The 24305-nt window shown below is 63.7% G+C and carries 22 protein-coding genes; 16 read left to right on the forward strand and 6 right to left on the reverse strand.

All coding sequences use genetic code 11. The features are described from left to right. Positions 1-5: 5 nt before the first annotated feature. The 4 genes from CLV45_RS13245 to CLV45_RS13260 all read left to right on the forward strand — a co-directional run bounded on the left by CLV45_RS13245 (position 6) and on the right by CLV45_RS13260 (position 4808). Positions 6-713 carry a M949_RS01915 family surface polysaccharide biosynthesis protein gene (locus CLV45_RS13245; protein ID WP_100336824.1) on the forward strand — a complete coding sequence of 236 codons (708 nt, stop codon included), beginning with the start codon at positions 6-8 and terminating at the stop codon, positions 711-713. 137 nt (positions 714-850) lie between these two features. Further along, positions 851-1990, forward strand: coding sequence for an AMP-binding protein (locus CLV45_RS13250; protein ID WP_100336825.1), 1140 nt, complete (start codon positions 851-853; stop codon positions 1988-1990). A 208-nt stretch (positions 1991-2198) separates the two neighbouring features. Next, positions 2199-4391 carry a dipeptidyl-peptidase 3 family protein gene (locus tag CLV45_RS13255; protein ID WP_100336826.1) on the forward strand — a complete coding sequence of 731 codons (2193 nt, stop codon included), beginning with the start codon at positions 2199-2201 and terminating at the stop codon, positions 4389-4391. Between the two features lie 27 nt (positions 4392-4418). Further along, positions 4419-4808, forward strand: coding sequence for a hypothetical protein (locus CLV45_RS13260; protein ID WP_100336827.1), 390 nt, complete (start codon positions 4419-4421; stop codon positions 4806-4808). A 93-nt stretch (positions 4809-4901) separates the two neighbouring features. Here the strand turns inward: CLV45_RS13260 and CLV45_RS13265 are convergent, their stop codons facing one another. Beyond that, positions 4902-5600 (reverse strand): hypothetical protein, encoded by a 699-nt coding sequence (locus CLV45_RS13265; RefSeq protein WP_157807472.1) that lies wholly within the window; start codon positions 5598-5600, stop codon positions 4902-4904. 158 nt (positions 5601-5758) lie between these two features. Here CLV45_RS13265 and CLV45_RS13270 point away from each other — a divergent pair, with 158 nt between their 5' ends. From CLV45_RS13270 to CLV45_RS13295, 6 genes are read left to right on the forward strand one after another with little or no spacing between them, the layout of a single operon-like run. Next, a complete protein-coding gene (locus CLV45_RS13270) occupies positions 5759-6214 on the forward strand; it encodes an ABA4-like family protein (RefSeq protein ID WP_100336829.1) in 456 nt (151 codons plus the stop codon). Between the two features lie 36 nt (positions 6215-6250). Continuing rightward, positions 6251-7123 carry a hypothetical protein gene (locus CLV45_RS13275; protein ID WP_100336830.1) on the forward strand — a complete coding sequence of 291 codons (873 nt, stop codon included), beginning with the start codon at positions 6251-6253 and terminating at the stop codon, positions 7121-7123. A gap of 29 nt (positions 7124-7152) precedes the next feature. Further along, the gene (locus tag CLV45_RS13280) at positions 7153-7668 is read left to right on the forward strand and encodes a DUF2867 domain-containing protein (protein WP_100336831.1); all 516 of its coding nucleotides are present in this window, start codon (positions 7153-7155) and stop codon (positions 7666-7668) included. A 51-nt stretch (positions 7669-7719) separates the two neighbouring features. Beyond that, entirely contained in the window at positions 7720-8760 is a 1041-nt protein-coding gene (locus tag CLV45_RS13285) for a sensor histidine kinase (RefSeq protein WP_100336832.1), read from the forward strand. Positions 8761-8774: 14 nt separating this feature from the next. After that, positions 8775-9242, forward strand: coding sequence for a DoxX family protein (locus CLV45_RS13290; protein ID WP_100336833.1), 468 nt, complete (start codon positions 8775-8777; stop codon positions 9240-9242). Positions 9243-9286: 44 nt separating this feature from the next. Continuing rightward, positions 9287-10045, forward strand: a complete 759-nt coding sequence (locus tag CLV45_RS13295; RefSeq protein ID WP_100336834.1) for a LytR/AlgR family response regulator transcription factor — start codon at positions 9287-9289, stop codon at positions 10043-10045. A 289-nt stretch (positions 10046-10334) separates the two neighbouring features. On the opposite strand, the gene CLV45_RS13300 is transcribed toward CLV45_RS13295, so the two are convergent. The 3 genes from CLV45_RS13300 to CLV45_RS13310 all read right to left on the reverse strand — a co-directional run bounded on the left by CLV45_RS13300 (position 10335) and on the right by CLV45_RS13310 (position 13420). Further along, entirely contained in the window at positions 10335-11114 is a 780-nt protein-coding gene (locus CLV45_RS13300) for a LytR/AlgR family response regulator transcription factor (protein ID WP_100336835.1), read from the reverse strand. A gap of 335 nt (positions 11115-11449) precedes the next feature. Beyond that, positions 11450-12562, reverse strand: coding sequence for a sensor histidine kinase (locus CLV45_RS13305; RefSeq protein WP_100336836.1), 1113 nt, complete (start codon positions 12560-12562; stop codon positions 11450-11452). Between the two features lie 138 nt (positions 12563-12700). Continuing rightward, on the reverse strand, positions 12701-13420 hold the full coding sequence (locus tag CLV45_RS13310) for a hypothetical protein (RefSeq protein WP_100336837.1): 720 nt from the start codon (positions 13418-13420) through the stop codon (positions 12701-12703). A gap of 792 nt (positions 13421-14212) precedes the next feature. On the opposite strand from CLV45_RS13310, the gene CLV45_RS13315 reads away from it, so the two are divergent. Next, entirely contained in the window at positions 14213-15274 is a 1062-nt protein-coding gene (locus CLV45_RS13315) for a hypothetical protein (protein WP_100336838.1), read from the forward strand. Between the two features lie 108 nt (positions 15275-15382). Here CLV45_RS13315 and CLV45_RS13320 read toward each other — a convergent pair whose 3' ends face one another. After that, complete coding sequence (locus tag CLV45_RS13320; RefSeq protein ID WP_100336839.1) at positions 15383-17629, reverse strand: TonB-dependent receptor; 2247 nt, start codon at positions 17627-17629, stop codon at positions 15383-15385. A gap of 169 nt (positions 17630-17798) precedes the next feature. Between CLV45_RS13320 and CLV45_RS13325 the strand changes: the two genes are divergently transcribed. Next, positions 17799-18908, forward strand: coding sequence for an acyltransferase family protein (locus CLV45_RS13325; RefSeq protein ID WP_100336840.1), 1110 nt, complete (start codon positions 17799-17801; stop codon positions 18906-18908). 1118 nt (positions 18909-20026) lie between these two features. Here CLV45_RS13325 and CLV45_RS13330 read toward each other — a convergent pair. Further along, the gene (locus tag CLV45_RS13330) at positions 20027-20509 is read right to left on the reverse strand and encodes a hypothetical protein (protein ID WP_100336841.1); all 483 of its coding nucleotides are present in this window, start codon (positions 20507-20509) and stop codon (positions 20027-20029) included. A 231-nt stretch (positions 20510-20740) separates the two neighbouring features. Between CLV45_RS13330 and CLV45_RS13335 the strand changes: the two genes are divergently transcribed. The 4 genes from CLV45_RS13335 to CLV45_RS13350 all read left to right on the forward strand — a co-directional run bounded on the left by CLV45_RS13335 (position 20741) and on the right by CLV45_RS13350 (position 24271). Further along, positions 20741-21619: a pirin family protein gene (locus CLV45_RS13335; protein ID WP_100336842.1), complete on the forward strand. Its 879-nt coding sequence runs from the start codon at positions 20741-20743 to the stop codon at positions 21617-21619. A 15-nt stretch (positions 21620-21634) separates the two neighbouring features. Continuing rightward, on the forward strand, positions 21635-22456 hold the full coding sequence (locus CLV45_RS13340) for an aldo/keto reductase (protein WP_100336843.1): 822 nt from the start codon (positions 21635-21637) through the stop codon (positions 22454-22456). A gap of 227 nt (positions 22457-22683) precedes the next feature. Then, entirely contained in the window at positions 22684-23811 is a 1128-nt protein-coding gene (locus tag CLV45_RS13345) for an SDR family oxidoreductase (protein ID WP_100337034.1), read from the forward strand. Positions 23812-23830: 19 nt separating this feature from the next. Then, positions 23831-24271 (forward strand): hypothetical protein, encoded by a 441-nt coding sequence (locus CLV45_RS13350; protein ID WP_100336844.1) that lies wholly within the window; start codon positions 23831-23833, stop codon positions 24269-24271. Positions 24272-24305: the final 34 nt, after the last annotated feature.

A 24305-nucleotide genomic window follows, 5' to 3' on the forward strand; every position in this document is an offset into this window, starting at 1 on the left:
TTTGCATGAACCTTCGCACCCTACTGCTGCTGACCGTTTGGCCCGCTGGCTCCGGCCAGGCCCAGAACCCGCCCGTGACCAGCGTTATTCTCAACCCGACCGAGGTAGCGGCCCTGCTGCCCGAGGCCACCAAACAGGAGCTGAGCCTGGCTTACCCCATTTTCCGGGTGTACAAAAACACGGATAAAACGGGAGTCAGCTACTGCGTGCTGCTGGAAAGCCGGGACCGGCTCGACGAGAAAAAGGAGCCCATCAGCAGCCGGATCAAAGCCGTGACGCTGCGGCAGAACGGCCGCCAGCTAACCAAGAGCTGGGAGCTAAACGACTTTCTGGCACCCGAGAAGGAGGAGCAGTCCATCTGGTTCTGGACCAAGTTCGCCAGCTTCCAGGACTACGACCACGACGCGGTACTGGACCCGATTCTGGTGTATGGCACCGCGGCCCGGGGGGCCGATGACGGCCGGATCAAAGTCATTATCTATTACCGGGGGCAGAAAATAGCCCTGCGCCACCAGGCCGGCGACCTGGACATTCAGCGCAACCTGCAGGTCGACAAGGCCTTTTACACCCTGCCGGCCCCGCTGCAGGCGGCCGTGCGGCAAAAACTGGCGTTGCTCGAGCAGCGGGAGCTAACCATTCTGCCCCACGGCTGGCAGCAGGCCATGACCAAGAAGGCTACCTTCATCAACGACTCGTACTACAGCAGCAAGTAGCCGTCCGGGCGCAGTTCCCGACGATACATGCCTGATTTTCAACCCACGCCACATCGGGGAAGCTTTCCGGCGGGAGCTTCGTATGCAGTTCTGGTTGTATTCCGTGAATCTTTGCCGCCGACTTTTCCACTTTTTCTATGCCCACTACGCCCCTGCTCCCCGATTCTTTGCTGCTCAATGGCCGCGAGTTCCGCTACGCCGACATCAAGCAATACCCCGCCAACAGCCCCGTGGATCTGAACGGCTACGAGGCCAAGGTGCTGGATTTCTGCCGGCAGTGGCTGAACGGGGCCCTGGAATTCGGGCTGCGCACCTCGGGCTCCACCGGTAAGCCCCAGTCGGTGACGATGCGGCGGCGGCAGCTGGTGGCCTCGGCCCGCCGCACCGGCGACTACTTCGACCTGGGGCCCGGCGACCGGATGCTGGTGTGCTTGAACTGCGAGTTTGTGGGCGGCATGATGATGCTCGTGCGCGGCCTGGAGCTAAATCTGCACCTGACCATTGTGGAGCCCCACGCCGACCCGCTGGCCCTGGTGCCGCCCACGGCCGAGTTCGACTTTGCCTCCTTCGTGCCCCTGCAGATGCGCGAGGTGCTAACCCCGGCCAACCTGCCGCGCCTGAACCGCATGAAGGCCATTCTGGTGGGTGGGGCCACGGTGGAAAGCAGCCTGGAAAAAGCCCTGCAAACCCTAAAAGTGCCGGTGTACCTGACCTACGGCATGACCGAAACGGCCTCCCACATTGCCCTGCGCCGCCTCAACGGCCCCGACGCCACCCACTCTTACCGCGCCCTGCCCGGTATTCACATCGACCAGGACGCGCGCGGCTGCCTCACCGTGCGGGCCGACGTAACCGACGACCGGCTGATTACGACCAACGACCGGGTAAACCTGCTTGATGAGCACACCTTCGAGTGGCTGGGCCGGGCCGACTTCGTCATCAACTCGGGCGGGGTAAAGGTGCAGGCCGAAAAGGTGGAAAAGGTGCTGGAAGTGGCCCTGGCCGAGCTCAGCCTGCCCAATCGGCGCACCTTCGTGGCCGGCCGCCCCGACGCCCGCCTCGGCGAGCAGGTCACGGCATTTCTGGAAGGCACGCCGCTGCCCGAAGCTCAGGCCCAGCAGCTTATGACCCTGCTGGCCGAGCGCCTGGAGCGCTACGAGCGGCCCCGGGAGCTGGTGTACGTGCCCCAGTTTCGGACCACGGCCTCGGGCAAGCTCGACCGGCTTAATACGCTTCGGGCCACCGCCGCCTCCCGCCCCGACGCGCCCCACCGCTAACCGAAGCGCAGCTGCCCGGGCGGAGCAAGCGGCGGCGGAAGCCTGCGCGGGCTACCGGGGCCGCGGGGCTTTTACGCGCCGCCGCAGGCCGTCTGGCGCGGTGTAGGCCATTCGGTGCGGCCCACGCCCGGACGTTTAGCGCAAATCAACTTCTCACTTATGTGAAAAAAGACGTTGATTTGTACAACTTTCCACCGCAATTCCACTAATGAAGCGTACCTATATTTCGGTAGCCGCGCTGCTGCTGGCTGCCCAGCTGGGCGGCGGCTGCGCCAGCACTACGGCTACTACAGCATCATCAACGGCCGCTGCGGGCACCGCTCCCGGCGAAACCCGCTCCGAGCAGCGCCCAGCTCCGGCCCCCGCCGGCACCCTCAGCGCAGCCCCCTCCGAAGTGCTGGCGGCTAATCCCGCCGCCGGCTTCCAAGTTGTCAGTGAGCAATTTGCCGACCTGCGCGTGCTGCGCTACCAGGTGCCCGGCTTTGAAACCCTGGAGCCCCAGCAGAAAGAGCTGCTCTACTACCTCTACGAAGCGGCCCTGTGCGGCCGGGAAATTTCCTACGACCAGAATTTCAAGCACAACCTGCGGGTGCGCCGCACGCTGGAGGCCATCTGGCCCGCCAACCAGCAGCAGATTGCGGGCACCACCAACACCCAGCGCGTGGATGAGGCCAACAAGCTCAACATCTACACCAAGCGGGTGTGGTTCAGCAACGGCGTGCACCACCACTACTCCACCCGCAAGTTTGTGCCCGAGTGCAGCCCGGCCTACTTTGCCCAGCTGGTGAAAAGCGTGGAGCCCGGCAGCCTGCCCCTGGAAAAGGGCGAAACCGTGGACCAGTTTCTGGCCACTATTACGCCCATCATCTTCGACCCCAACGTATCGGCCAAGCGCGTCAACCAGGAAGCCGGCCAGGATTTGCTGACTACTTCGGCCAACAACTTCTACGAGGGCGTAACCCAGAAGGAAGCCGAGGATTTCTACGCCAAGAAGATTGATAAGAAAGACCCGCGCCCTATTTCCTACGGCCTGAACTCCAAGCTGATGAAGGGCGCCGACGGGCAGCTTGTGGAGCGCACCTGGAAGGTGGGCGGCATGTACGGCGAGGCCCTCACCCAGGTGGTGTACTGGCTGGGCAAGGCCGTGGACGTGGCCGAAACGCCCGAGCAAAAGCTGGCCCTGCAGCGCCTGGTGCAGTACTACACCACCGGTGACTTGAAAACCTGGGACGACTACAACACGGCCTGGGTGCGCGACACAAAGAGCCGCACCGACGTCGTGAACGGCTTTATCGAGGTCTACGGCGACCCGCTGGGCTACCGCGCCAGCTACGAGTCGGTGGTGTCGTTCAAGGATTTGGAGGCTACCAAGCGTATCAAGGCTATCGGCGACCAGGCCCAGTGGTTTGAGGACAACTCCCCGATTCTGCCCAAACACAAGAAAAAGAACGTGGTGGGCATCACGGCCAAGGTCATTACGACCGTGGTGGAATCGGGCGACGCGGCCCCGGCCACGCCCATCGGCATCAACCTGCCCAACGCCACCTGGATTCGCAAGGAGCACGGCTCGAAGTCGGTAAACCTGGGCAACATCGTGGACGCCTACAGCCTGGCCGACGCCGGCGGCTCGCTCGACGAGTTTGCCTACAGTGACGAGGAAAAAGCCCGGGCCCGCAAGTACGCCGGCCTGGCCGGCAAGCTCCACACCGACATGCACGAGGTAATCGGCCACGCTTCGGGGCAGATAAACCCCGGCGTGGGCACGCCCAAGGAAACCCTGAAAAGCTACGCCTCGGCCATCGAGGAAGGCCGCGCCGATTTGGTGGCCCTCTACTACCTGATGGACCCCAAGCTGGTGCAGCTGGGCGTGGTGCCGAGCCTGGAAGTGGGCAAGGCCGAGTACGACAACTACATCCGCAACGGCCTGATGGGCCAGCTGGTGCGCCTGCCCCTGGGCGAAACCGTGGAGGAAGCCCACATGCGCAACCGCCAGATGGTGGCCAAATGGGCCTACGAGAAGGGCAAAAAGGCCAACGTCATTGAGAAGGTGACCAAGAATGGCAAAACCTACTTCAAGGTGAACGACTACCAGAAGCTGCGGGGCCTGTTTGGGCAGCTCCTGCGCGAGCTGCAGCGCCTGACCAGTGAGGGCGACTACGCGGCGGCCAAAAACCTGATTGAAACCTACGGCGTGAAAGTAGACCCGGCCCTGCACAAGGAAGTGCTGGAGCGCTACGCCAAGCTCAACATTGCGCCCTACGCCGGCTTTATCCAGCCCAAGCTGGTACCCGTGGAGCAGGGCGGCAAAATCGTGGACGTGAAGCTGGAATACCCTTCCGACTTTGCCCAGCAGATGCTCGAGTACAGCCGCAAGTACAAGTTCTTACCTAACTACAACTAAGGCTTCGGGCCGACACCTACTTTCCCCATGAAAAAACTGCTCTTCCCGGCCTTCCTGCTGCTGGCCGGCACCCTGGCGGCCCCCGCGGCCCAGGCCCAGACCACTAACCTCAACGCGGCCCGCTACGAGTACTGCGAGCTGCTCAAAACCGAGTTTCTCAACGAGCCCACCAAAACCAAGGGCGGCGACATTTTCGTCGACTTCGGCTTTGGCTACGAAAAGCTCGGCGACAGTGACATGGCCAAGCGGGAAGTAGGCAAGCTGGAAGTGTTTTCGACCCCGCTCAGCACGCTCAACTACATGGGCAAGCTGGGCTGGGAAGTGGTGCAGGTGTACTCCTTGCCCAACGGCGTGAAAAACCAGCAGGCCACCCACATCCTGCTCCGCCGCCTGACTACCTCCTCGGGCCCGAAGTAGTTTTCCACTGCGTACAAAAAAAGCCGGCCTTCCGTACGGAAAGCCGGCTTTTTTGCGTCCATATGAGCTTGCAGAAACTGGCAACTCACCATCTCACTCTTCGTAGCGGAAGTGCTGCTGGGAGAAGAGCTTGCGCTTGAAGCGGGCGGTTTTGTACAAGTCGCCCAGAAACAGCTTGACCCGGCCGTAGAAGATGGGGCCGTCGAGGGCTTCGTCGAGGCTGTGCTCCACGAACAGGGTTTCGCGCCAGCCCGCTCCCACCCCGATGCCAAACCAGGGAAACACCCGGAAGTGGCTCGAGGCCGAGGGCTCCAGCACCCACACCGTGGATTTGGCGTCCTTGCTTTTGGCACCGTTGGGCTCCTCAAAGCTGGTAAAGAAGCGGCCCACGCCCAGCTGCAGCGGGGCACTAAGCTCCCAGCGGTTGGACCGAATAAAGAGGTACTCGGCGTAGGCGGCCACGTAGCGGAAACGCAGCTCGGCCCGGGTGCCGCTGGGGTAGTGGGCCGGCACTTCTTCCTGGGACGGAATGCCGTTCGAGAGTAAATAGCCCCCGGCCCCGGCCCGCAGCCGCCCCCGCCACTCCACGGCCAGCTTGAGCCCATTGATGCCCACAAGCTTACCGTCGATGATGGAATAGCGGTTATCAAACTGAAATACGATGCGGCGGTGGGCCTGCCGGGTAGTGGCCGAAACTGAATCGGGCTCAGCCGCCGCCGCCGACTGGGCCGCCGCGGGCAAGGCTCCGGCCAACGCTCCCAGGAGCAGCCAACTCTTCAACGCGTGGTTCACGGGCGCAAAGTACGAAAGGAGAAGCGGGGAGTTGTACATAACTCACCCCGCTGGTTTGGCCGGTTCACCCCCGGCCCGGGTTGCTTCACCCGGTTTGCGGCTGGATAACCGCCGGCCGCTGCCGAAGTTTGGGCCTTGCTAACCGTTACTCGACCCCGATGGTTTTGACTCCCGAATCCTTGTTTCACGTGGCCGGCAACCTGGTGCTGCCGGGCTGGCTGCTGCTGATTTTTGCCCCGCGCTGGCGCGTCACGCGCTGGGTGGTGGGCAGCGGGGCACTGCCCCTGCTGCTGGCCGGGCTCTATGCCGCCTGCATCGGCTGGCACTATCTGGGCGGCGCGGCTTCGCAGGGCGGCTTTGGGTCGTTGCCGGAAGTGGCGGCCCTGTTTCAGGACCCGTGGGCGTTGCTGGCGGGCTGGGTGCACTACCTCTGCTTCGATTTGGCCGTGGGCGCCTGGGCTAGCCGCGACGCCCAGCGCCGGGCCGTACCTCACCTGCTGCTGGTGCCCACGCTGGTGCTGACCTTCCTCTTCGGCCCGGTCGGCTTTCTGCTCTACCACGCCCTGCGCCGCTTCTACCCGCAGCCGGCCCCAGTGGCCCCGGTCCTGGCCTGATTGTCTGCTTTTCCAACCTTCACTCCTGTTTTGGCTATGAAAACGCTCGTTCTTTCTTCCAGCTTGTCTACTTCGTCCCTTGCCCCCACGCCCGTCACCGGCGGCCCGCTGCGCCAGTGGCTTACGGTACTGCACCGCGTCAACCCCGTTCTGTCCGGGGCCGGGTGGGTGCACGTACCCTTGGTGGTGCTGGCCCTGGCCCTGCTACCCTTCGACGACCGGGTCGTGCTGGGGTTGAACGTGTGGCTTAAGCCCCTGAAATTTGCGTTGTCCGACATTATCTACCTCTGGTCGTTGGGCTGGCTGCTGGCTGACTTGCCCGCCCCGGCCCAACGCAGCGTGCGGCGTATCAGCTGGGGTGTGGCCGTCAGTATTCTGGTCGAAATCGGGGTTATTTACCTGCAGGCGGCCCGGGGCACCACCTCCCACTTCAACGTGGCTTCCCCGCTGGATGGGCTGCTGTTCAGTTTGATGGGCGTGTTCATTATGCTCAACACGGGCCTGCTGAGCTGGGCCCTGGTTTTGTCGCTGCGGCACCGGCCCTTCGGCTCCGTGTCCTACGTGTGGGGCCTGCGCCTGGGGCTGGGCCTGTTTCTGGTGGGCAGTGCCGTGGGTGGGGCCATGATTCACCACCTGGGTCACACCTTCGGCGGCGCCGACGGCGGGCCGGGCCTGCCCGGGCTGGGCTGGAGCACCCGCCACGGCGACCTGCGGGCGGCCCACTTTCTGGGCTTGCACGCCCTGCAGGCCCTGCCCCTGTTCGGCTGGTTGCTGACGCGCTACTTTCCCGGGCTGCGGCACCGCACCCAGTTGCTCGGCATCTTGAGCTTTGCCCTGCTTTACTCGGCCATTATTGCCTGGCTGTACGTGCACGCCCTACAAGGTCTGCCTTTCTGGAAACTCAGCTAATCCCGTTTCACCGAGCCTCCGCCACCGCCATGCCCCGAACTGCCGTTGACCTCGTGCCCCTGCCCGGCCGCAGCGCCCTGGCCGCCACCCCGGCCCACTACACCGACGCCTACCGCGTAGTGCTGCCCGCTCACGCGCCCCAGGAGGCGCCGGCCGTGGCGCAGTGGCTGTTTGGCCCGGGCCCGGCCTGGGTGGGCGGCCTGATGCGGCTGCGCGACTGGCTGGTGCGCCCCTTCGGCCTGCGCACATTCCCCGCCGCCACTCGCCCAGCTCCCGGAACTCCGCTGACAACCGGCGGCCAGCTGGGTCCTTTCCGGGTGTTTGATGTGAGTCCGGGGGAAATAATTCTGGGTCAGAACGACCGGCACCTCGACTTCCGGGTGTCGGTGCTAGTGGAGGAGGCCGGGCCGGCGGCCGTAGTGACGACGGTGGTGCAGTTTCACAACTGGTTTGGGCGGGCCTATTTCACCCTCATCAAGCCCTTCCACCACCTGGTGGTGCCCGCGCTGCTGCGCCGCGCGGCCGGGAGGCAGCCGGCGGCGTAACTTGGCCGCCTCCCGGCCGCTTTTTCCGGCGGCCCTTTCATCTTTACACCTATGAACGACCGTCGTCTGCGGCTGCTGGGCATCCCGGTGCTGGCCGTGCTCATTACCCTGCTCACCCTGAATGACTTGCCCGCCAAGCCGGATCTGGGCCTGGTCGGGTCGCACCTGGGCGTGTCGCTGCTGTTTACGACCACGCTCTGGCTGGGTACCAGCACCATCTGGAACCGGCTGCTGCGGTACTTGCCCCACGTGGATCAGACCCGGCGCCGACTCTGGCTGCTCACGCTGCTGGCGGTGCTTTACACGGCCGCAGCCAGCGTGGCCCTGGTGGCGTTTATGCACCAGCTCATGCCGCCCTACTTTTCCCTGGCGCCCCGGGACCTGCTCACCCAGGTTACCTTCAACCTGATTCCGACGGTGCTGGTGATGATGCTCTACGAAAGCATCCACTTCTTCGAGCAGTGGGAGCACAACGTGCGCCGGGCCGAGCAGCTGAGCCGGGCCGGAGTGCAAAGTCAGCTCGAAGCCCTGCAAAACCAGCTCGACCCGCACTTCCTCTTCAACAGCCTCAACACCCTGGCCGCCCTCATCGACGAGGCCAACGAGCCGGCCCAGCAGTTTGTGGAGCAGCTGGCCGACGTGTACCGCTACGTGCTGCTGAGCCGGGACAAAGCCACCGTGCCCCTGAGCGAGGAGCTGGCCTTCGTGGAAACCTACGTGGCCCTGCAAAAAACCCGCTTCCGCGCCAACCTGCGGGTTACCCAACACATTCCGGCCCACCTGCTGGCCCTGCAGGTGGCCCCGCTCAGCGTGCAGCTGCTGGTGGAAAACGCCCTGAAGCACAACGTGGTGAGTAGGGAACATCCGCTGGATATTGACATTTCGGCCGATGAGGCCAGCGGCTACATTGTGGTGCAGAATACCTTCCGCCCCCGGGCCGCCGGCCTGGGCCCCAGCACCGGTCTGGGCTTGCAAAACACGAAGCACCGCTACGAGCTGCTGCAGGCCCCGCTGCCGGTGCGCATCGAGGCCACGGACGTGGCCTTTACCGTCAGTTTGCCCCTGCTGCCGGGTCCGCCAGCCGCGCTATAAGAAGCAGTTCAGCTATGAAACCATTCGTCGTGTTGCTCGTCACCTTTGGCCTGCTGGCCCTGGGCTCCTTTCTGCTGCTACCCAAACCCAACTACGTGCTGGCCGGTAATGGGGCCATGGCCGCCATGCTCCTCTTTACCGGCGCCGGGCACTTTGCCTTCACCCAAGGCATGATGCAGATGCTGCCCGCCTTCGTGCCGGCCCGCAAAGTCCTGGTGCTGCTGACGGGCGGGCTGGAAATTGCGGCGGCCTTTGGCTTGCTGCTGCCGGCCCTCCGCCCTGCCACCGCCTGGTTGCTCATCGGGTTTTTCGTCCTGATTCTGCCGGCTAATATTCACGCCGCCCGGCGCGGGCTCAACTACCAAACCGGCACCTCCGACGGCCCGGGCCCGGCGTATCTGTGGTTCCGCGTGCCGCTGCAGCTACTTTTTATTGCCTGGGTCTGGTACTTTGGACTTTACCTCGCCGATTCTGGCCTCTGATAAAACTTGCTTGCGGCGCCAAAACCGCCTTTTCTGCTTCTCTCATGAATGTTTTGCTGCTCGAAGACGAGTACCCGGCCGCCGAGCGGCTCCAGCGCCTGCTGCTGCAAGCCGCCCCCGAAGCCCGGGTAGCCGCCGTGCTCGACACGGTGGACGGGGCCGTAGCCTGGCTGACCACCAACCCCGCCCCCGACCTGATTATCTCCGACATCCAGCTGGCCGACGGCCTAAGCCTTGACGTATTTGACCAGCTCGTGGTACGCAGCCCGGTCATCTTCGCCACGGCCTATGACGCCTACGCCCTGCGCGCCTTCAAAGCCAACAGCATCGATTATCTGCTCAAGCCCATCAAGCTCACGGAGCTGCGCGCGGCCCTGACCAAGCTGCAGGAGTGGCAGCAGCCCGCGGCCCCGGCCCGGCAGCTGGAAAGCCTGCGCGACAGTCTGCCCCGGGCCGAACGGCAGTACAAGACCCGTTTTCTGGTGCGCAGCGGCGAGCAGCTCCTGCCCCTGCCGGTGGGCGCGGTGGCCTGGTTCCAGAGCCGCCACGAAGTCACGACTCTGGTAGCCACCGACGGCCGCCGCTTCGTCATCGACTACACCCTCGAGCAACTGGAAAGCCTGCTGGACCCGAGCCAGTTTTTCCGCCTCAACCGCCAGTACATTGCCCACCTGCAGGCCGTGCAGCGCCTCCACCCCTATTTCAACGGCAAGCTCAAACTCGACCTGGCCCCGGCCCCCAGCGAGGAAGTCCTGGTCAGCAAGGAAAAAGCGTCACCCTTCAAGAATTGGCTGGAGGGGTGAGGCGGTGAGATGGTAAACTTGTGAAATGGTGAGTTGACGTTCTGAGTGCGCTGTCTTTGCGAAGATGCACGAGATTCCGCGCCTCAAGCGGCGGCCCATCTTTTTGAAATATGCCGAGCCACTTGATATAAAAAGCCCTAACGCCTGCTCTAGCATTAGGGCTTTCTGGTAAATGTTAGGACGTGCTGCGCAGAAGATGCATTAGCTACGGCTTACGTCTTACAAGGCCAAAGAATGCGCCAGGCGTGCCAGCTGAACGAAAAACTCACCATTTCCCAAGTTCACCATCTCACCGTTCCAGCCAGGCGCGGAAGGCGGGGACTCGTTCCCGGCTGATGAGCACGTCGCCGTCGGGGGCGGTGGGGGCCAGCACGGTTTTGAGGCGGCTGTTGGTGTAGTGAATAATGTCCTGGATGGCGTCGTGCTGCACGTAGTAGGCCCGGTTGAGGCGGAAGAACTGGCGCGGGTCCAGCAGCTTTTCGAGCTGCTCCAGCGTCTGGTCGATAACGAAGCGGCGGTTTTCGCGGGTTTGCAGGAAGGTGGCTTTTTCCAGGCTGAAGAAGTAGCTGATATTCTCCACCGGAATTACCTTCAGGTGCTCCCCCACTTTCACCACAAACTGCTTCTTGTACTGGTTTTGGGGCTGCAGCTGCTGCAAGACCTGGGTCAGCAGGCTGGCATCGAAGGCCGGGGCTGGGGCGGCCGGGGCCCGCTGCAGGTTCTGGAGCTTGTGCAGGGCCGCCTGCAGCTCTTCCTCATCAATGGGTTTGAGCAGGTAATCGATGCTGTTGACCTTGAAAGCCCGCAGGGCGTAGGCATCGTAGGCCGTGGTGAAAATGACCGGGCAGCGTACCTCGGCTTTTTCAAACAGCTCGAAGCTGAGCCCATCCGAAAGGTGGATATCCAGAAATAGCACGTCGGGCGGGGTGGGCGCAGTTTGGAGCAGCACTACGGCGGCTTCCACCGAGTCGGCCGTGGCGCGTACCTCCACCGGCGGGTTCTGACGCCGCAGCAAATCCGTCAGACGCTTGGCCGCCAGCGGCTCATCTTCAATAACAAAGGCAATCATTCTTTTTAATGTGCTAAGGTGTTGGAATGTGCTGAGGTGCTAATGTGGGTTGAACGTGGGTTGAATGTGGATCGAATGTGCTGAATGTGGGAAATGTGCCATTACGAGCATAGCGAAATAATCCGTCCTCTGAAATGTGCCGCGCCTTCTTTTTTGACGAGCCTCTGGATGTAAGAACGATAAAGGCTTTGTAGGAAAAGGTCATTTCGTACTGCGCAGAGGACGGATTGCTTCGGCTGCGCCTCGCAAGGACACATTCCCCACATTCCCTCCTCATTCTTCACATTATGCAGTAGCACATTTCCCACATTAGCACCTCAGCACATTCCAACACCTTAGCACATTACCAGCACCGGCAAGGTTACGACGAATTCGGCTTCGGTGCGCTCCACGCGCACGGGCTCGGCGGTGAGATGGGCGTAGCGGGCCGTCAGGTTGGGCAGGCCAATGCCCAGGGATTCGCCGGGGGCCAGGCGGCGCGGACGCAGGGTGTTGCGCACGGTCAGGCTCTTGCCGGCTTCGTCGAGGGCAATGCGCAGGTGCAGGGGCTGCGTGGCGCTGGCAGCGTTGTGCTTCAGGGCATTTTCCAGCAGCAGCTGCAGGCTCAGGGGCGGCACCACGAAATTGCTGGGCACTTCGCGGGCCGTGGGCAATTCCACGTGCAGGGCCTCGCCGTAGCGGATATTTTGCAGAAACAGGTAGGACTGGGCAAATTCCAGCTCGTCGGCCAGGGGCACCACTTCCCGCTGCCGGGCGTCGAGCACGTAGCGGTACACCTGGGAGAGCTGGCGGATAAAGCGCACGGCCAGCTTGGGCTCTTCCTCGACCAGAGAAGTCAGGGCGTTCAGGGCGTTGAACATAAAGTGCGGGTCGAGCTGCTGGCGCAACGACTCAGCCTCGGCCTGGGCCATTTCCTTCTGCAGCCGCTCGTTGCGTACCAGAGCCTCGCGCCAGCCCATCAGAAACGAGCGGCTGTGCAGAAACAGGGAAATCATGGCCGTGGTGGCCAGCGGAAAGAAGTAAGCCCCCGCCCGCCGCACCGACCACAGCTCGCTCAGACTGCGCTGCTCGTAAAGCAGAATCAGCGTCTGGACCAGCACAATCACTGCCAACGAGCCGCCCAACGAAACCAGCAGCGTGTACACCAGGCGCCTGCCGGGCGCCTGCTTCCAGCCTACGTACTTGTCGAGCCAATCGACGGCGTAGCCATTGGTGAGCCACAGCCCCACGGTATAAATGGAGGTAAACCCGAAGTTGACCAGCAAGTGCCGGGGGTTGTTGAGGCAATCCAGGCAGGTAAAAAAGCTGATGGTAACCGCCACGGTCAGCAGCGTGAGCAGCAGGCGCAGCCAGGGGCGGCGGGCTTGCAAAGGGGGCATCGTAGGATGAAAATAGTTGAACAAGGGCATGGCGCGGGCACGGGTGCCGGACAGGAACGTGGTACGCATGGCAAGATAGGGCTGAAAGGCAGGATCCGGAGTAGCCGGTACCCTATTGTGTGTTGGTAAACCAGTCCTCGCCGCAAGTCAAACTGCCGCGCCCCGCCCGTAGTGGTGCGAAGCGCGGCAGCCGTTTGGGGGTCGGCTTTACTTGGCGGCCGGCGCGGCCGCCGCGGCGGGTTGGGCGGCGTAGGCCTTCAGGCGACTCTGCAGCTGCCGCTCGCCCCAGTTGGGCACTAGGGCATTGGCGGGCTTGAAGGCGGCGTAGCGGGCCTGGGCTTCGTCGTACACGGGCTTGGCCACGTCGGCCCCACCCCCGAACATCTTGGGCGTGAAGTAGAGGTTGTTGGCTTCCACCAAATAGATGCGGGGGTTGGCCGGATTCGCCTTTTTGGCCTGGGCCAAGGCTTCTTTCACCAGCCCCGAATACTTCATGGAGCGGGCCATGGGCGAGATGCCCAGCCGGGACTGGTGAATGTAGGCCTGCAGCACCAGCAGCTCCGACTCCTCCCCGCCCAGCTTGCGGGCCTGGGCCAGGGCAGCCTCGGCCTGGTCGAGGTACTTGTCTTTCACGTCGCCGCTTTCCTTGCTCTGGAAGCTAACCAGCAGGCGGCCGTAGGCCTGATAGTATTGGGGCAGCCAGTCGGTGGGCACGGCGGCGGCGGCCCGCTCAAACTTGCTCACGATTTGCTGAAGCTGGGCCGGGTCGCCGGTGCTGTTGAGCTCCGTGATGGTGGCGGCCAGCAGGTCGGCGTAGCCGGCCGGGGCAGCAGTGGTGGCAGCGGAAACTGCTTTGGGAGCGGGCTGCTGGGCGGCAGCGGAGAAGGAAGCGGCGGTGAGGGCGAGGATGAGCAGCGTGTTTTTCATGACGGAGAAGGTTTAGGATGAATGATTTCTGGTCAGGGGTAAGAGGATGCTCCAAAGGTGGCCGGTAGCGGCCAGGGCCGAAACTAAAGGTTGCCGAAGCGTCGGTTGGCCCCGATGAAGCGTCAGATTCCGTCTTTGTGCCGTCAACTCCCCGGCCCCTTTTTCTGCCTATCAGTCCCGCAAACGACCTGGCTGATGCTCCGCAGAAAAATTAGCCGCTAAACTTTATGATATTCTATATTTTATAATAATTTAAATTTTAACTTAGCTTATTCTTATCAAAAGAACCACCGCAGGTATTCCCTCGCCGCCCTTCAGGGGCGCCGCCTGCAGCACGTGAGGGCCGGCTTTTGCTGCAGCAAAGGCCGCGGGTACGGGACAGGATATCATCCCGGTAGCACCAGTACTGCTTTGGCCGGGCAGCAAGCACTGCCCGTACCGCCAATGGCCCAGTTTGCCCGCTTCGCACGTTGCGCGCAGCCCCGCCTGGCCACGGCGGGCGGCCCCGCTTTGGCTTTCCCCACCTGTAGTCCCCACTGACCCTATGCCCGAGGTCTTCCCTTGACCGGCTCCTACTTCCTTCCTCCAGCCATCTGCGGCCCGGTACTGTCGCCAGACCACTAAGCTTTGGCAGCTACCGGTTTGCCGCTGCCCGCGCGGCCGCCGCGCTGGCGGAGCCATGTCCTTTCATCGGCAGCAGGTGGGCCGCTTGGCCAGTTGCTGCTTCGGCTTTGCCCCGGCTCCGCGCCCGGGTCATTTTTTCAACCTTCTTACCCACACACCTACCTGCACATGAAACATTTACCCAAACTCCCGCTGCTCACCCTGCTCTTCGGCATTTTGCTGGCCTCCTGCGCCAAGGAAAACCTGCGCGGGGACCAGGCACTGCCCGCCAGCCAGGCTACCAATGGTGACATCGTTTGCAATAACTGCCTGGACAAGCCCCTGGACCTGATCAAGCGGGAAGACCGCACCGGCAAGCCCGTGGTGCTGGGCACGGTCGAGGTGTGCGCCACGGCCGACGGGCTCTGCTGCCGCTTTGCCGCGGCCGGAGGCAAGCTGACCTCCACCAAGATTGGCCTCTTTACCTCGGAAGCCGACATGATTGCCAACTACAGCAACCCCTCGCCCACCAAGTTCTACGCAACCGAACACCAGTCGACGGCTACGGCGGAAATGTGCATTCCGCTGGCCGATATTGCCGCTTTCTTCCCCGATGTGCCCCTGAACGGGCAAACCCTCTACATGACGGCCGAAGCCCAGATTACGGGTAGCAGCGGCACGGTAGGCGGGCAGAGCTGGGCCGGCAACCTGACCCTGAACGGCAAATACCCCTTCGACCGGTACTTTACCTTCACCTTCCGCTGCGACGGTCCTCCGCCCACGAGCTCCTGCCTCTTCACCCAGGGCTACTGGTTTGCCAAGCCCAACGTGGTGTGGCCCGGCTGCACCCCCGACAACTACGCCAGCTGCGGCAGCGTGAACATGGGCGGCCAGAGCTACAGCCGCGACGAGGCCCGGGCTATTTTCTCGTCTTCCAACAAAAACGGCAAAACCGACGCCAAGCAGGCCTTCTTGCAAGGCACGGCCCTGCAGCTCAGCCTGGACAACAACCCCAGCCTGGCGGCCATCCTCGGCGCCATGCAGCCCGGCGACGAGTGCTACGGCGCCCTGGCGGCCCTGGCCCGCATCAACACCTACTTTACCGGCAAGGCCAAGCAGGACGCCACCTCGCTCAATAATGACCGCACTAAGGACGCTACCCACACCCAGCTGCGGGCCGACGCCGAGCTGATTTCCCGCTGCCTGAACACCCACAGCCAGATCTGCGACGCCAACGCCGTACCGCTATAAACTCTAAGGCCGCGCCGCAAAACAGCCCCGCGAAAGAACGTTGCCGAATGTGGTAACGCTTTTTCGCGGGGCTGTTTGCGTGCCGCTCACGCTCATGCAGGGCCAGACTTACTCGGGGGCCACGTTGGTATCGGCCGGGTTTTTCTTGTTGATGGAAATCAGCAGGGCCACGAACACCATGCGGGGGGCCGAGGGCAGCACCGCCGTGCTGGCGTACTGGCCGCTGGCGTCCTTGGTGCTGCTGTAGCGGTAGCCGTACACGTTCTGGCGGCCCAGCACGTTGGTGCAGCTCACGTGCACAATGGTGAAGTTGTTCCAGAGCTTGGTCAGGTAGCTGGCGTTCAGGCTGAAGTCCTGGAAGCTGGGCAGGCGGTCCTGATTGTAGCCGTCGGTGCGGTTGGGGTTGTAGTAGGCCCGGGGGCTGTTGTAGGTGTAGGTGGCCCCAAACTGAGTGTGCATCTTAGCCACCCAGTACTTGCTTACCACGGCCAGATTGTGGCGGGCGGCGAAGGTGGGCACGGCCAGCACCGGGTCGAAGCGCTGCTGCCGGCGGGTGTCAATCAGGCCGTAGCTCACCCAGTAGTCGGCATTCTTCACGGTTTTCTTGTCGCGCCAGAGCACGTCCAGGCCGCGGGCGTAGCCGGTGCCGGTGCTGCGGTAGGAAGCCGGGTCGGCGAAGGTGGCCTGCTGGGGGTTGTACACGCCCTGCAAGTCGTAGCGCACCAGGTGGGCGTAGGTTTTGGCGTAGGCTTCCACGCGCAGGGTGCGGTTGTCGTGGCTGCGCAGGAAGGTAGCCTGCAGGTGCTGGGCCCGCTCGAAGCGCAGGGTAGCGGGGTCGGCGGCGCGCAGGAGCAGGTCGGTGCCGGGGTTCTGGAAAAAGTAGCCCCAGGCGCCCGAGAGCTGGGTTTTCTCATTCACCTGGTAGGCCAAAGCCAGGCGGGGAGCGGCGTTCCAGCGGCCCAGCACGGCCGAGTACTCGCCCCGGCCCCCGACGCGGCCCACGAGCTTGTTGCTGAAGGCAATGTCGGACTCGGCAAAGCCGGCCAGGCGCTGCTCATCCACGGCGAAGCGGCGGCTGTAGGGCTCGGCCACTAGGCGCTGCTCGTTGCGCTGCACCAGGCCTTCCAGGCCCAGCTTCAGGTTCCAGTAGGCGCTGGCCGAGTCGTTGGTGAGCATCAGCCGGCCCACCAGGCTCTGCTCCAGCTCCCGCAAGCCTTGCTCCTGGGTAGTGCCAACGTTGTCGGTGCGCACCGTGATGCTGGAGGCCTGGTAGTCGCGGGTGGCGGCCACGCCGGTCTGCACCGACCAGCCCCGGACCAGCGGACTGCGGAAGGTGGTGTTGAGGTAGGAGTTGTCGGAGTTCAGGTGCACCGGCTGGCCGCCTTCCCACTCGGCGCTGGGCTGCCGGGCCCCGATGCGCTGCCGGGTGTAGGCCCCGTACACTTTGAGCATGCCCATTTCGCCGGTTTTCTGGCGCAGGGCCACCGAGCCGCCCGTCGACGCATAGGCCGAGAGCATGCGCTGGGGCACCAGGCCGAAGTAGGGCTTCATGTTCATGTAATCGGCCGTGACGGCCACCGAGGCCCGCTCGAAGCGGTGCTGGTGCGAAAGGCTCAGGCTGCCAATCGAGAGCAGGGAAATACCGGTCTGGGTTTCGGGAGCCAAATCTTCCGAGGTCAGGGCCACCACCGCCGACAACGCCTGCCCGTACTCGGCCGAGTAGCCGCCGGTGCTGAAAGCCATGCCCTTGAAGAGCATGGGCGAGAAGCGCCCCCGGGCCGGCATGCCCGACACGGCCGCGTTGTAGGGGCTTTGCAGGGGCACCCCATCCAGGTACTGCCGGGTTTCGCCGGCCCCGCCGCCCCGCACAAACAGCTTGCCCTCTTCCCCGTTGCGGGTGGTGCCGGGCATGGTGTTCAGGGCCCCGGCCACGTCGGCCGAGGCGCCGGCCGTGGTGACTACGTCGCGGGCCGAGAAGGTGGTGTTGCGCTTGCTGTCGTCGGCCTCGAAGGTGCCGGAGGTGATGACCACGTCGCCGAGCTGGTTGCGCACGGCTTTCAGGGTGATGCTGAAGCGCTGGGCGGTGCCGCTCAGGGTTACGGGCTGCTCCTGGGCCTGGTAGCCGAGCAGGGTAGTCACCAACGGCAACGTGCCGGTGCTGCGGGTGCTGAAGCGGAAGCGGCCCAGCGAGTCGGTGCTGGCCCCGTCGAAGGTGGTTTTCAGAAATACGTTGGCGCCCGGCAGGGGCTGGCCGCTCTGGTCCCGGACGGTGCCGCTGAGGGTGGTAGCAGTTTGGGCCTGCGTGGTAAAGGCCGTGGTCAGGAGCAGGAGCAGAAAAGGTAGCAGGCGTTTCATGGGGGTAGCGGCGAAGTGATGCTCAAAGGTGAGCCGCCGCCGGCCCGGCTGAAACTAAAGGTTACCGAAGCGTCGGATCAGGGGGATGAAGCGTCGGCTGGGGCCCCGCTAGGTCCGGTTCCAACTTTCGGCCGCCTTTATTTGCAGTCTACTGCCCGCCCCAGCGCCCATGCCGCACCGCCCAGCCCCGTTGTACTATCCTGCCCTGACCGGAATCCGGGCCCTGGCGGCCTATCTGGTGTACGCCCACCACTTCAACCCCTTCCCGGCCTGGAGCGGGCCGTGGCGGCTGGCCAACGAGGGCCACATGGGGGTTACTATGTTTTTCGTGCTCAGCGGCTTTCTGATTACCACCCGCTACTTCGGGCTGACTTCTGTTACCCGGGCCTGGGCCGGGCGCTACTTCCGCAACCGGTTGGCCCGCATCTATCCCCTGTACTGCCTGCTGACGGTCATCACGCTGCTGGCCTTCGAGCTCAACCCGGCCCTGGACGGCACCGGAGCCTGGCCGGGCTACTCCCCGGCCGACAAGGCCGCGGCGGTGCTGACCAACCTGACGCTGACGCGTGGCTTGTTCACCGAGTTTCTGAGCTCGGGCATTATGCAGGGCTGGACGCTCACGGTGGAAGAATCATTTTACTGCCTGGCCCCCTTGCTGCTCGTGGCCCTGGCCCGGAGCCGGGCCCCCTACCGGCTGCTACTAGCCGCGACTCTGGTCAGTATAGGCCTGGGAATCGCGCTGGTCTATGGCTCCCCTGCGGGCCGGTACGGGTTCTTCGCCGACTACCGCTTTATGGCGTACCGCACGTTTTTCGGGCGGACCTTCGAGTTTATGGTAGGTGTCGGCTTGGCCGTTTTTATGCGCCGGCCGCCGGCTGCCCGGTCGGGGTTCCGCTTCACGGGTATGGGAGCGGCCTGGGTCGGGGCTAGTGTGCTGGGCCTGGCCCTGCTGTCCACGGAGCAGACCTTTAGCTGGAACCGCTGGTCCGGTATTGCCCTTAACAATCTGCTGCTCCCCATTGGCATCGGAGGCCTGTTCTACGGCTTGCTGACCGAGCGCACCTGGCTTTCCCGCCTCCTGGCTACCCCGGTGGCGCAGCGGCTGGGCAAGTCCTCGTACGCCTTTTACCTGGTGCACATGGGCATCTTCAGCCTGGCCCTGCAGCGCTACGTCACCACCAAACCGGGCCTGCAGTTTATAGCCCTGCTCGGCCTTTCCCTGGCGCTGTATCAGTACGTGGAACTGCCCTTGCACCGGGTTATCAGGCGGGGCGCGTAAGGCCCGGGGCTGGCCGCCGGCCCGGCGAAAACCAAAGGTTACCGAAGCGTCGGATCAGGGGATGAAGCGTCGAATATGGTCCACGCCGCCTGCGTGTAGAGACGCATACTTGCGTCTCAATCGTTGTTTATTCTGATTTGTGGCGGGGCGAGTCATTCAACGACGAGACGCAAATATGCGTCTCTACAGCGTTTAAAGGGTATGGATACCAGCAGCCCAACTGGCGCGGGACGCTCGGGGCAGAGCCCCTCCGGCGTAGGGGTCACTCGGCATAGCCGAGCGACTGCTTGGGCAGAGTCCCTACAGTATAGACAACGGTACTTGTTCTTTCCTTACTCCGCCCACTTTCTGACTCGTAGCGTGAGAGGTAATGCCGGGGCCGGTCGGGAGTCATGCTCATACACCCACGGCTCGGGTAACGACGCTGCCGTCGACTCAAATGGGCAGGATTGGTGGTATTCCTCCCCTCTATACCAGGCTGCCAACCACGTTTTCCCTCTTCGTAGTGCCTGAATAAAATCAACTGCCGCTGTGGCGTCCCTTGCCGGCGTATCATTCGCGTAGCCTCCAAAGTGGCAATGGTATTCGGCAAAGCCAACGGTGAGCCGGTCTATGTCATCTGAATGTACCCAGAATTCCCAGCCGGCCGGACTAACCTGCTCTATTAGAAACGTATCATCCACTACGGTAACCAGCGGGGCCAAATCAGGTAGCGCCTTTACAAGAACGGCTAGAGTTTGCTCGGAATAGGGAGAAAGCATGTCCAAGGTATCTTTATAGGGTTTATAGGGTAAATTCAGTGTGCTAAGGTAGAGGACTACCTTCAAAACCGACCCATATACCTTCGGAAGGTACCCAACTGCCTTCCGAACCCACCGATATACCTTCCGAAGCTAATTAATTAGGTTCCGAACCTACCGCTGTAGCTCCCGAACCCAACCAAGTAGCTTCGGAACCCACCAATATACCTTCGCAAGCTACCTGATTGGGTTTCCAGCCCACCGATATACCTTCGGAAGGTACCGCAGTAGCTTCCGAAGCCAACTGGTTATCCTCCGAAGCCACACGGCCCCACCCGGTAATACCGGATGGGGCCGCGGTAGTAGTCCGGGACGGGCCTAGGCCTTAGGCTTGCCGGGCGCGGCGGGCTTGCGACCCTGGCCGGCAAAGCGCTGCTTGAGCTCATCCTGGGCCACCTGGGCACCGGGCACGTTGGCCTTGGCCGCGCTCTGAATGGTGCGGTACACGGCTAAAGCATCGGTGTAGGCCTCGCCGCCGGTTTGCATCATGGTACTTTCCAGGTCGGTAGTCACCTGCTGCAGGGGGCGCAGAATGTCGCCCAGGTCGGCGGTGGCCTGGATGTCGGCGCGCAGGTCGGGCAGGCTCACGAAGGCGGGCACGAAGCCGGCCGTGGCCGTAGCGTACTCCTCAATCTTCTGCATGAAGGCCACCGACTTGTCGCCCATTTTCGGGATTTCCTGGCGCTGCTCGGGCGTGAGCGGGTGCAGGTAGGGCGTCAGCTCCTGCTGAATGATGGCAAAGGCCGCCTCGACCCTCTTTTTAACGTCGGCGGGGATGGTAACGGAAATGCGGTTAAGCATGGGGTAGGGGAATAAAGGATGAAAGAAGGGAAAAGGCACGGCCCTCTTTCGGTGTGCTAAGCGAGGGATAATCAGATAGGATAGTAAGGGAAGTAAGATGCGGCGAATAGCTGAACCGTGCAAGTCCCACCCCGGGGCCGGGGGCCTATTCGGCAACCCGGAAAACAATTCGCCCCGGCTATTTCTTCGTATTGCTAGAATTCGCCCTTCCGGACCAGCTCCTCACTTTCTATGGAAACCTCCTTTCGCCGCATCTTCCAGATCATTGACGGTAACAAAAAGCAAGTCGGCGACGGCTTCGACGTGACCAGCCCCATGCCCGGGCCCCGCATCCGCCAGCTGAGTCCCTACCTGCTCCTCGACCACACCGGGCCCATGCCGGTAGCCCCTACTGAGCACCCCCTGGGCACCCCGCCCCACCCCCACCGCGGCTTCGAAACCGTGACGGTGGTGTACGAAGGCGCCCTCTCGCACCGCGACACGGCCGGCCACAGCGGCACCCTGGGGGCCGGCGACGTGCAGTGGATGACGGCCGGGGCGGGCCTGCTCCACGAGGAGCGCCACGAGCTCGAATTCGCCCGGCGGGGCGGCACCCTGGAGCTGCTCCAGCTCTGGGTAAACGTGCCCCGGCGCGACAAGCTGGCCCCGCCCCGCTACCAGAACATCCGGGCCGCGGCCATTCCCAGCGTGCCCGTGGCCGAGGGCCGGGGCCAGATCCGCGTCATTGCCGGCAGCTACGCCGACGTGGTGGGTCCGGCCGAAACCTTCTCCCCCATCATCCTGCTCGACGTGCACCTGGCGGCCGGCGCCGAAATCGAGCTGCGCCTGCCCGCCGAGTTCAACGTGGGCATCTACGTGGTAAAAGGCGGCCTGCGCCTGCACGACAACCGGGCCGCCACCACCAAGCAGCTGGTAGTATTTGGCTGGGACTCGCCCACGCTGCAGCTCAGCGCCACCGAGGACACCGTGCTGCTGGTGCTGGCCGGGGAGCCGATTGAGGAGCCCCTGGCCACCTACGGGCCCTTCGTGATGAACACCAACCAGGAGCTCATGCAGGCCATTGCCGACTTCGAAAGCGGCGGTATGGGCACCTTCCCCGAAGACGAATAACGCCTCGCCCCCCGCATGCTGACCCGCCTGATTCCCTCCTCCCAGGAAGCCCTGCCCGTCGTGGGCCTGGGCACCTGGCAAACCTTCGACGTGGCCGATGACGTGCCGCCTTCCCGCCACGTTCAGACCCTGGAAACGCTCCGGGCCGGGGGCGGCACCCTTATCGACTCCTCCCCCATGTACGGGCGGGCCGAAGCGGTAGTGGGCGCCATTACGACCGGCCTGCCCGACCCCGACGGCTTCTTTTATGCCACCAAAGTCTGGACCCAGGGCCGGGAAGAAGGCCGGCGCCAGATGCAGGACTCGTTGCGCAAGCTGGGCCGCCAGCAGGTTGACCTGATGCAGATTCACAACCTGCTCGACTGGCAAACCCACCTGCCGCTCTTGCGCGACTGGCAGGCCAGCGGCAAGATCCGCTACCTGGGCATCACCCACTACACCGACTCTAGGCACGAGGAGCTGGAGCGGGTGCTGCGCCAGGAGCCCTTCGACTTCGTGCAGTTCAACTACTCCATCCTCGACCGGCACGCCGAGCAGCGCCTGCTGCCCGCCGCCGCCGACCTGGGCGTGGCCACGCTCATCAACCGGCCCTTTTCGGAAGGCGTGCTGCTGAGCAAGCTCGGGAGCCAGCCCCTGCCGGCCTGGGCCGCCGAGCTGGGCATCACGAGCTGGGCCGGGTTCCTGCTCAAGTTCATTCTTTCCCACCCGGCCGTCACCTGCGTCATTCCCGGCACGAGTCAGCCCGGCCACCTGGCCGACAACCTGGCCGCCGCCTCAGGGGTACTACCCGACGCCGCCCAGCGCGAGAAGATGGCGGCCTACGTGCGCGGCCTGTAGCGGCAGCGGCCCATCCCCGCGGGGCCCAGCCGGCCCGGCAGTAGCCGTGGCGCCAAGCGCTGCCCTAGCCGCTGGCCACCGCCCAGCTACGGCTCTTTTTATCGTTACTCGGCTATAACACTCAGTTTATCAAGCCGTACCAACCTATTCACCACCGAATAGGCCGGGGCCGGCCTGTTCGGTATTTTCCTTATCCTACCTCCTCATTTTCTACGCTTATGAATAGCATGAATCTTCGTCTCAAGCCCCTCGACCAGCAAGTTATTGTCATTACGGGGGCCTCCAGCGGCATTGGCCTGGTCACGGCCCGCATGGCGGCCCGGCAGGGCGCCGCCGTAGTGCTGGCCGCCCGCAACGCCGAGGCCCTGCGGGAATTGGCCACCGAAATCAACAGCCAGGGCGGGCAGGCCCTGGCCGTCCCCACCGACGTGGGCCGGGAGGAAGACATGCGGCGCCTGGCCGACGCGGCCATCGACGAATTCGGCGGCTTCGATACCTGGGTCAACAACGCCGGCGTTTCCATTTTCGGGTACTGCGACGAGGTCAGCATTCCGGACATGAAGCGCATGTTCGACACCGTGTACTGGGGGGCGGTGTACGGCTCCCGGCTGGCGGTGGCGCACTACAAGCAGCGCGGCATAGCCGGGGCCCTCATCAACACCGGCAGCTTCTTCGGCGACCGGGCCACGCCGGTGCAGTCGACCTACTGCGCCGCCAAGCATGCCCTGCACGGCTGGACGGACGCGCTGCGCATGGAGCTGGAAATGGAAAAGGCGCCCGTGTCGGTAACGCTCATTCACCCCGGCCGCATCGATACGCCTTACAACGAGCACGCCCAAAGCTACTACCAGCACCAGGTGGCGCACCGGGGCATGGTGTATCCGCCGGAGGCCGTGGCCGAAGCCATCCTCTTTGCCGCCGCCCACCCCAAGCGCGACCTGTACGTGGGCGTGCAGGCCAAGATCCTGAAAATGCTGGGCGACTTTGCCCCCCGCATCATGGATAAAGTAATGGAGGCCCTCACCCCTCCCGGCCAGGTAGACCCCAAGCGCCCCTCGCGCAACCCCGAAACCAGCGCCTTATACCACGCCGGCTACGGCCTGCACGAGCGGGGCTCCCACGAGGGCTGGTTCCGCACCCGCAGCCTGTACGTGAAAGCCCAGAAGCAGCCCTGGCTGGCTACCCTGGCCGTGGCGGGCGTGGGCACTGCCGCCTGGCTGCTGACTAAGTCGGGGAACGGTAACGGCCGCGCCAATGGCCAAGCTGCCAGTTCTCAAGCCGACGGGCAGGCCCACACCAATGATGTGGCGGCGGCCCACCCCGCACCGGTGGAAATTCCGGTGCTGGAGTATTAGGCTCGGATGCAGCTTCAAAATGGCTACCAACTCGTCACGGCAGCCCGCGGCCGGCTCCTGGCTGGCCGCGGAGCGCCTGGTGCCCCCGCACTGGCCCCGGCCCGTTTCGCCCCGGGCCCACGCCTACTTCGACCTGCTGGCGTTTCCGGCCATTATGAGCCTGGCGGCCTGGATGTGGCCCCGCAACCGTAAAGCGGCCCTGCTCATTGCCGCCAATGGTTTGCTGGAAGGCACCACGGCGGCGTTTACCAACTTCCCGCCCCCGGGGCCGTTTCCGCGCCTCAGTTTCCGCCAGCACATCCGCATCGGACTGCTGGGGGCGCCGCTCTACCTGCTCGTCGGCAGCCTGGTGCCGGGCATTCCGGGGCCGCGCCGGGCCGTGGTGCTGGGCCTGGGCGTGCTCCCCATCGTGCTGAACAGCTTGAGCAACCCGGTGGAACCGGCGCCAGCGGGTCGGTAAGCAGCGGCGGGTCAGGCGCCCCACCGGGGTAGTT

The organism is Hymenobacter chitinivorans DSM 11115, assembly GCF_002797555.1.
Taxonomy (GTDB): domain Bacteria; phylum Bacteroidota; class Bacteroidia; order Cytophagales; family Hymenobacteraceae; genus Hymenobacter; species Hymenobacter chitinivorans.

What these genes read in the sequence shown, in the direction of transcription:
- CLV45_RS13245 (WP_100336824.1), top strand. Translation starts at nt 6, where the DNA reads ATGAACCTTCGCACCCTACTGCTGCTGACCGTTTGGCCCGCTGGCTCC.
- CLV45_RS13250 (WP_100336825.1), top strand. Translation starts at nt 851, where the DNA reads ATGCCCACTACGCCCCTGCTCCCCGATTCTTTGCTGCTCAATGGCCGC.
- CLV45_RS13255 (WP_100336826.1), top strand. Translation starts at nt 2,199, where the DNA reads ATGAAGCGTACCTATATTTCGGTAGCCGCGCTGCTGCTGGCTGCCCAG.
- CLV45_RS13260 (WP_100336827.1), top strand. Translation starts at nt 4,419, where the DNA reads ATGAAAAAACTGCTCTTCCCGGCCTTCCTGCTGCTGGCCGGCACCCTG.
- CLV45_RS13270 (WP_100336829.1), top strand. Translation starts at nt 5,759, where the DNA reads ATGGTTTTGACTCCCGAATCCTTGTTTCACGTGGCCGGCAACCTGGTG.
- CLV45_RS13275 (WP_100336830.1), top strand. Translation starts at nt 6,251, where the DNA reads ATGAAAACGCTCGTTCTTTCTTCCAGCTTGTCTACTTCGTCCCTTGCC.
- CLV45_RS13280 (WP_100336831.1), top strand. Translation starts at nt 7,153, where the DNA reads ATGCCCCGAACTGCCGTTGACCTCGTGCCCCTGCCCGGCCGCAGCGCC.
- CLV45_RS13285 (WP_100336832.1), top strand. Translation starts at nt 7,720, where the DNA reads ATGAACGACCGTCGTCTGCGGCTGCTGGGCATCCCGGTGCTGGCCGTG.
- CLV45_RS13290 (WP_100336833.1), top strand. Translation starts at nt 8,775, where the DNA reads ATGAAACCATTCGTCGTGTTGCTCGTCACCTTTGGCCTGCTGGCCCTG.
- CLV45_RS13295 (WP_100336834.1), top strand. Translation starts at nt 9,287, where the DNA reads ATGAATGTTTTGCTGCTCGAAGACGAGTACCCGGCCGCCGAGCGGCTC.
- CLV45_RS13300 (WP_100336835.1), bottom strand. Translation starts at nt 11,114, where the DNA reads ATGATTGCCTTTGTTATTGAAGATGAGCCGCTGGCGGCCAAGCGTCTG.
- CLV45_RS13305 (WP_100336836.1), bottom strand. Translation starts at nt 12,562, where the DNA reads ATGCGTACCACGTTCCTGTCCGGCACCCGTGCCCGCGCCATGCCCTTG.
- CLV45_RS13310 (WP_100336837.1), bottom strand. Translation starts at nt 13,420, where the DNA reads ATGAAAAACACGCTGCTCATCCTCGCCCTCACCGCCGCTTCCTTCTCC.
- CLV45_RS13315 (WP_100336838.1), top strand. Translation starts at nt 14,213, where the DNA reads ATGAAACATTTACCCAAACTCCCGCTGCTCACCCTGCTCTTCGGCATT.
- CLV45_RS13320 (WP_100336839.1), bottom strand. Translation starts at nt 17,629, where the DNA reads ATGAAACGCCTGCTACCTTTTCTGCTCCTGCTCCTGACCACGGCCTTT.
- CLV45_RS13325 (WP_100336840.1), top strand. Translation starts at nt 17,799, where the DNA reads ATGCCGCACCGCCCAGCCCCGTTGTACTATCCTGCCCTGACCGGAATC.
- CLV45_RS13330 (WP_100336841.1), bottom strand. Translation starts at nt 20,509, where the DNA reads ATGCTTAACCGCATTTCCGTTACCATCCCCGCCGACGTTAAAAAGAGG.
- CLV45_RS13335 (WP_100336842.1), top strand. Translation starts at nt 20,741, where the DNA reads ATGGAAACCTCCTTTCGCCGCATCTTCCAGATCATTGACGGTAACAAA.
- CLV45_RS13340 (WP_100336843.1), top strand. Translation starts at nt 21,635, where the DNA reads ATGCTGACCCGCCTGATTCCCTCCTCCCAGGAAGCCCTGCCCGTCGTG.
- CLV45_RS13345 (WP_100337034.1), top strand. Translation starts at nt 22,684, where the DNA reads ATGAATCTTCGTCTCAAGCCCCTCGACCAGCAAGTTATTGTCATTACG.
- CLV45_RS13350 (WP_100336844.1), top strand. Translation starts at nt 23,831, where the DNA reads ATGGCTACCAACTCGTCACGGCAGCCCGCGGCCGGCTCCTGGCTGGCC.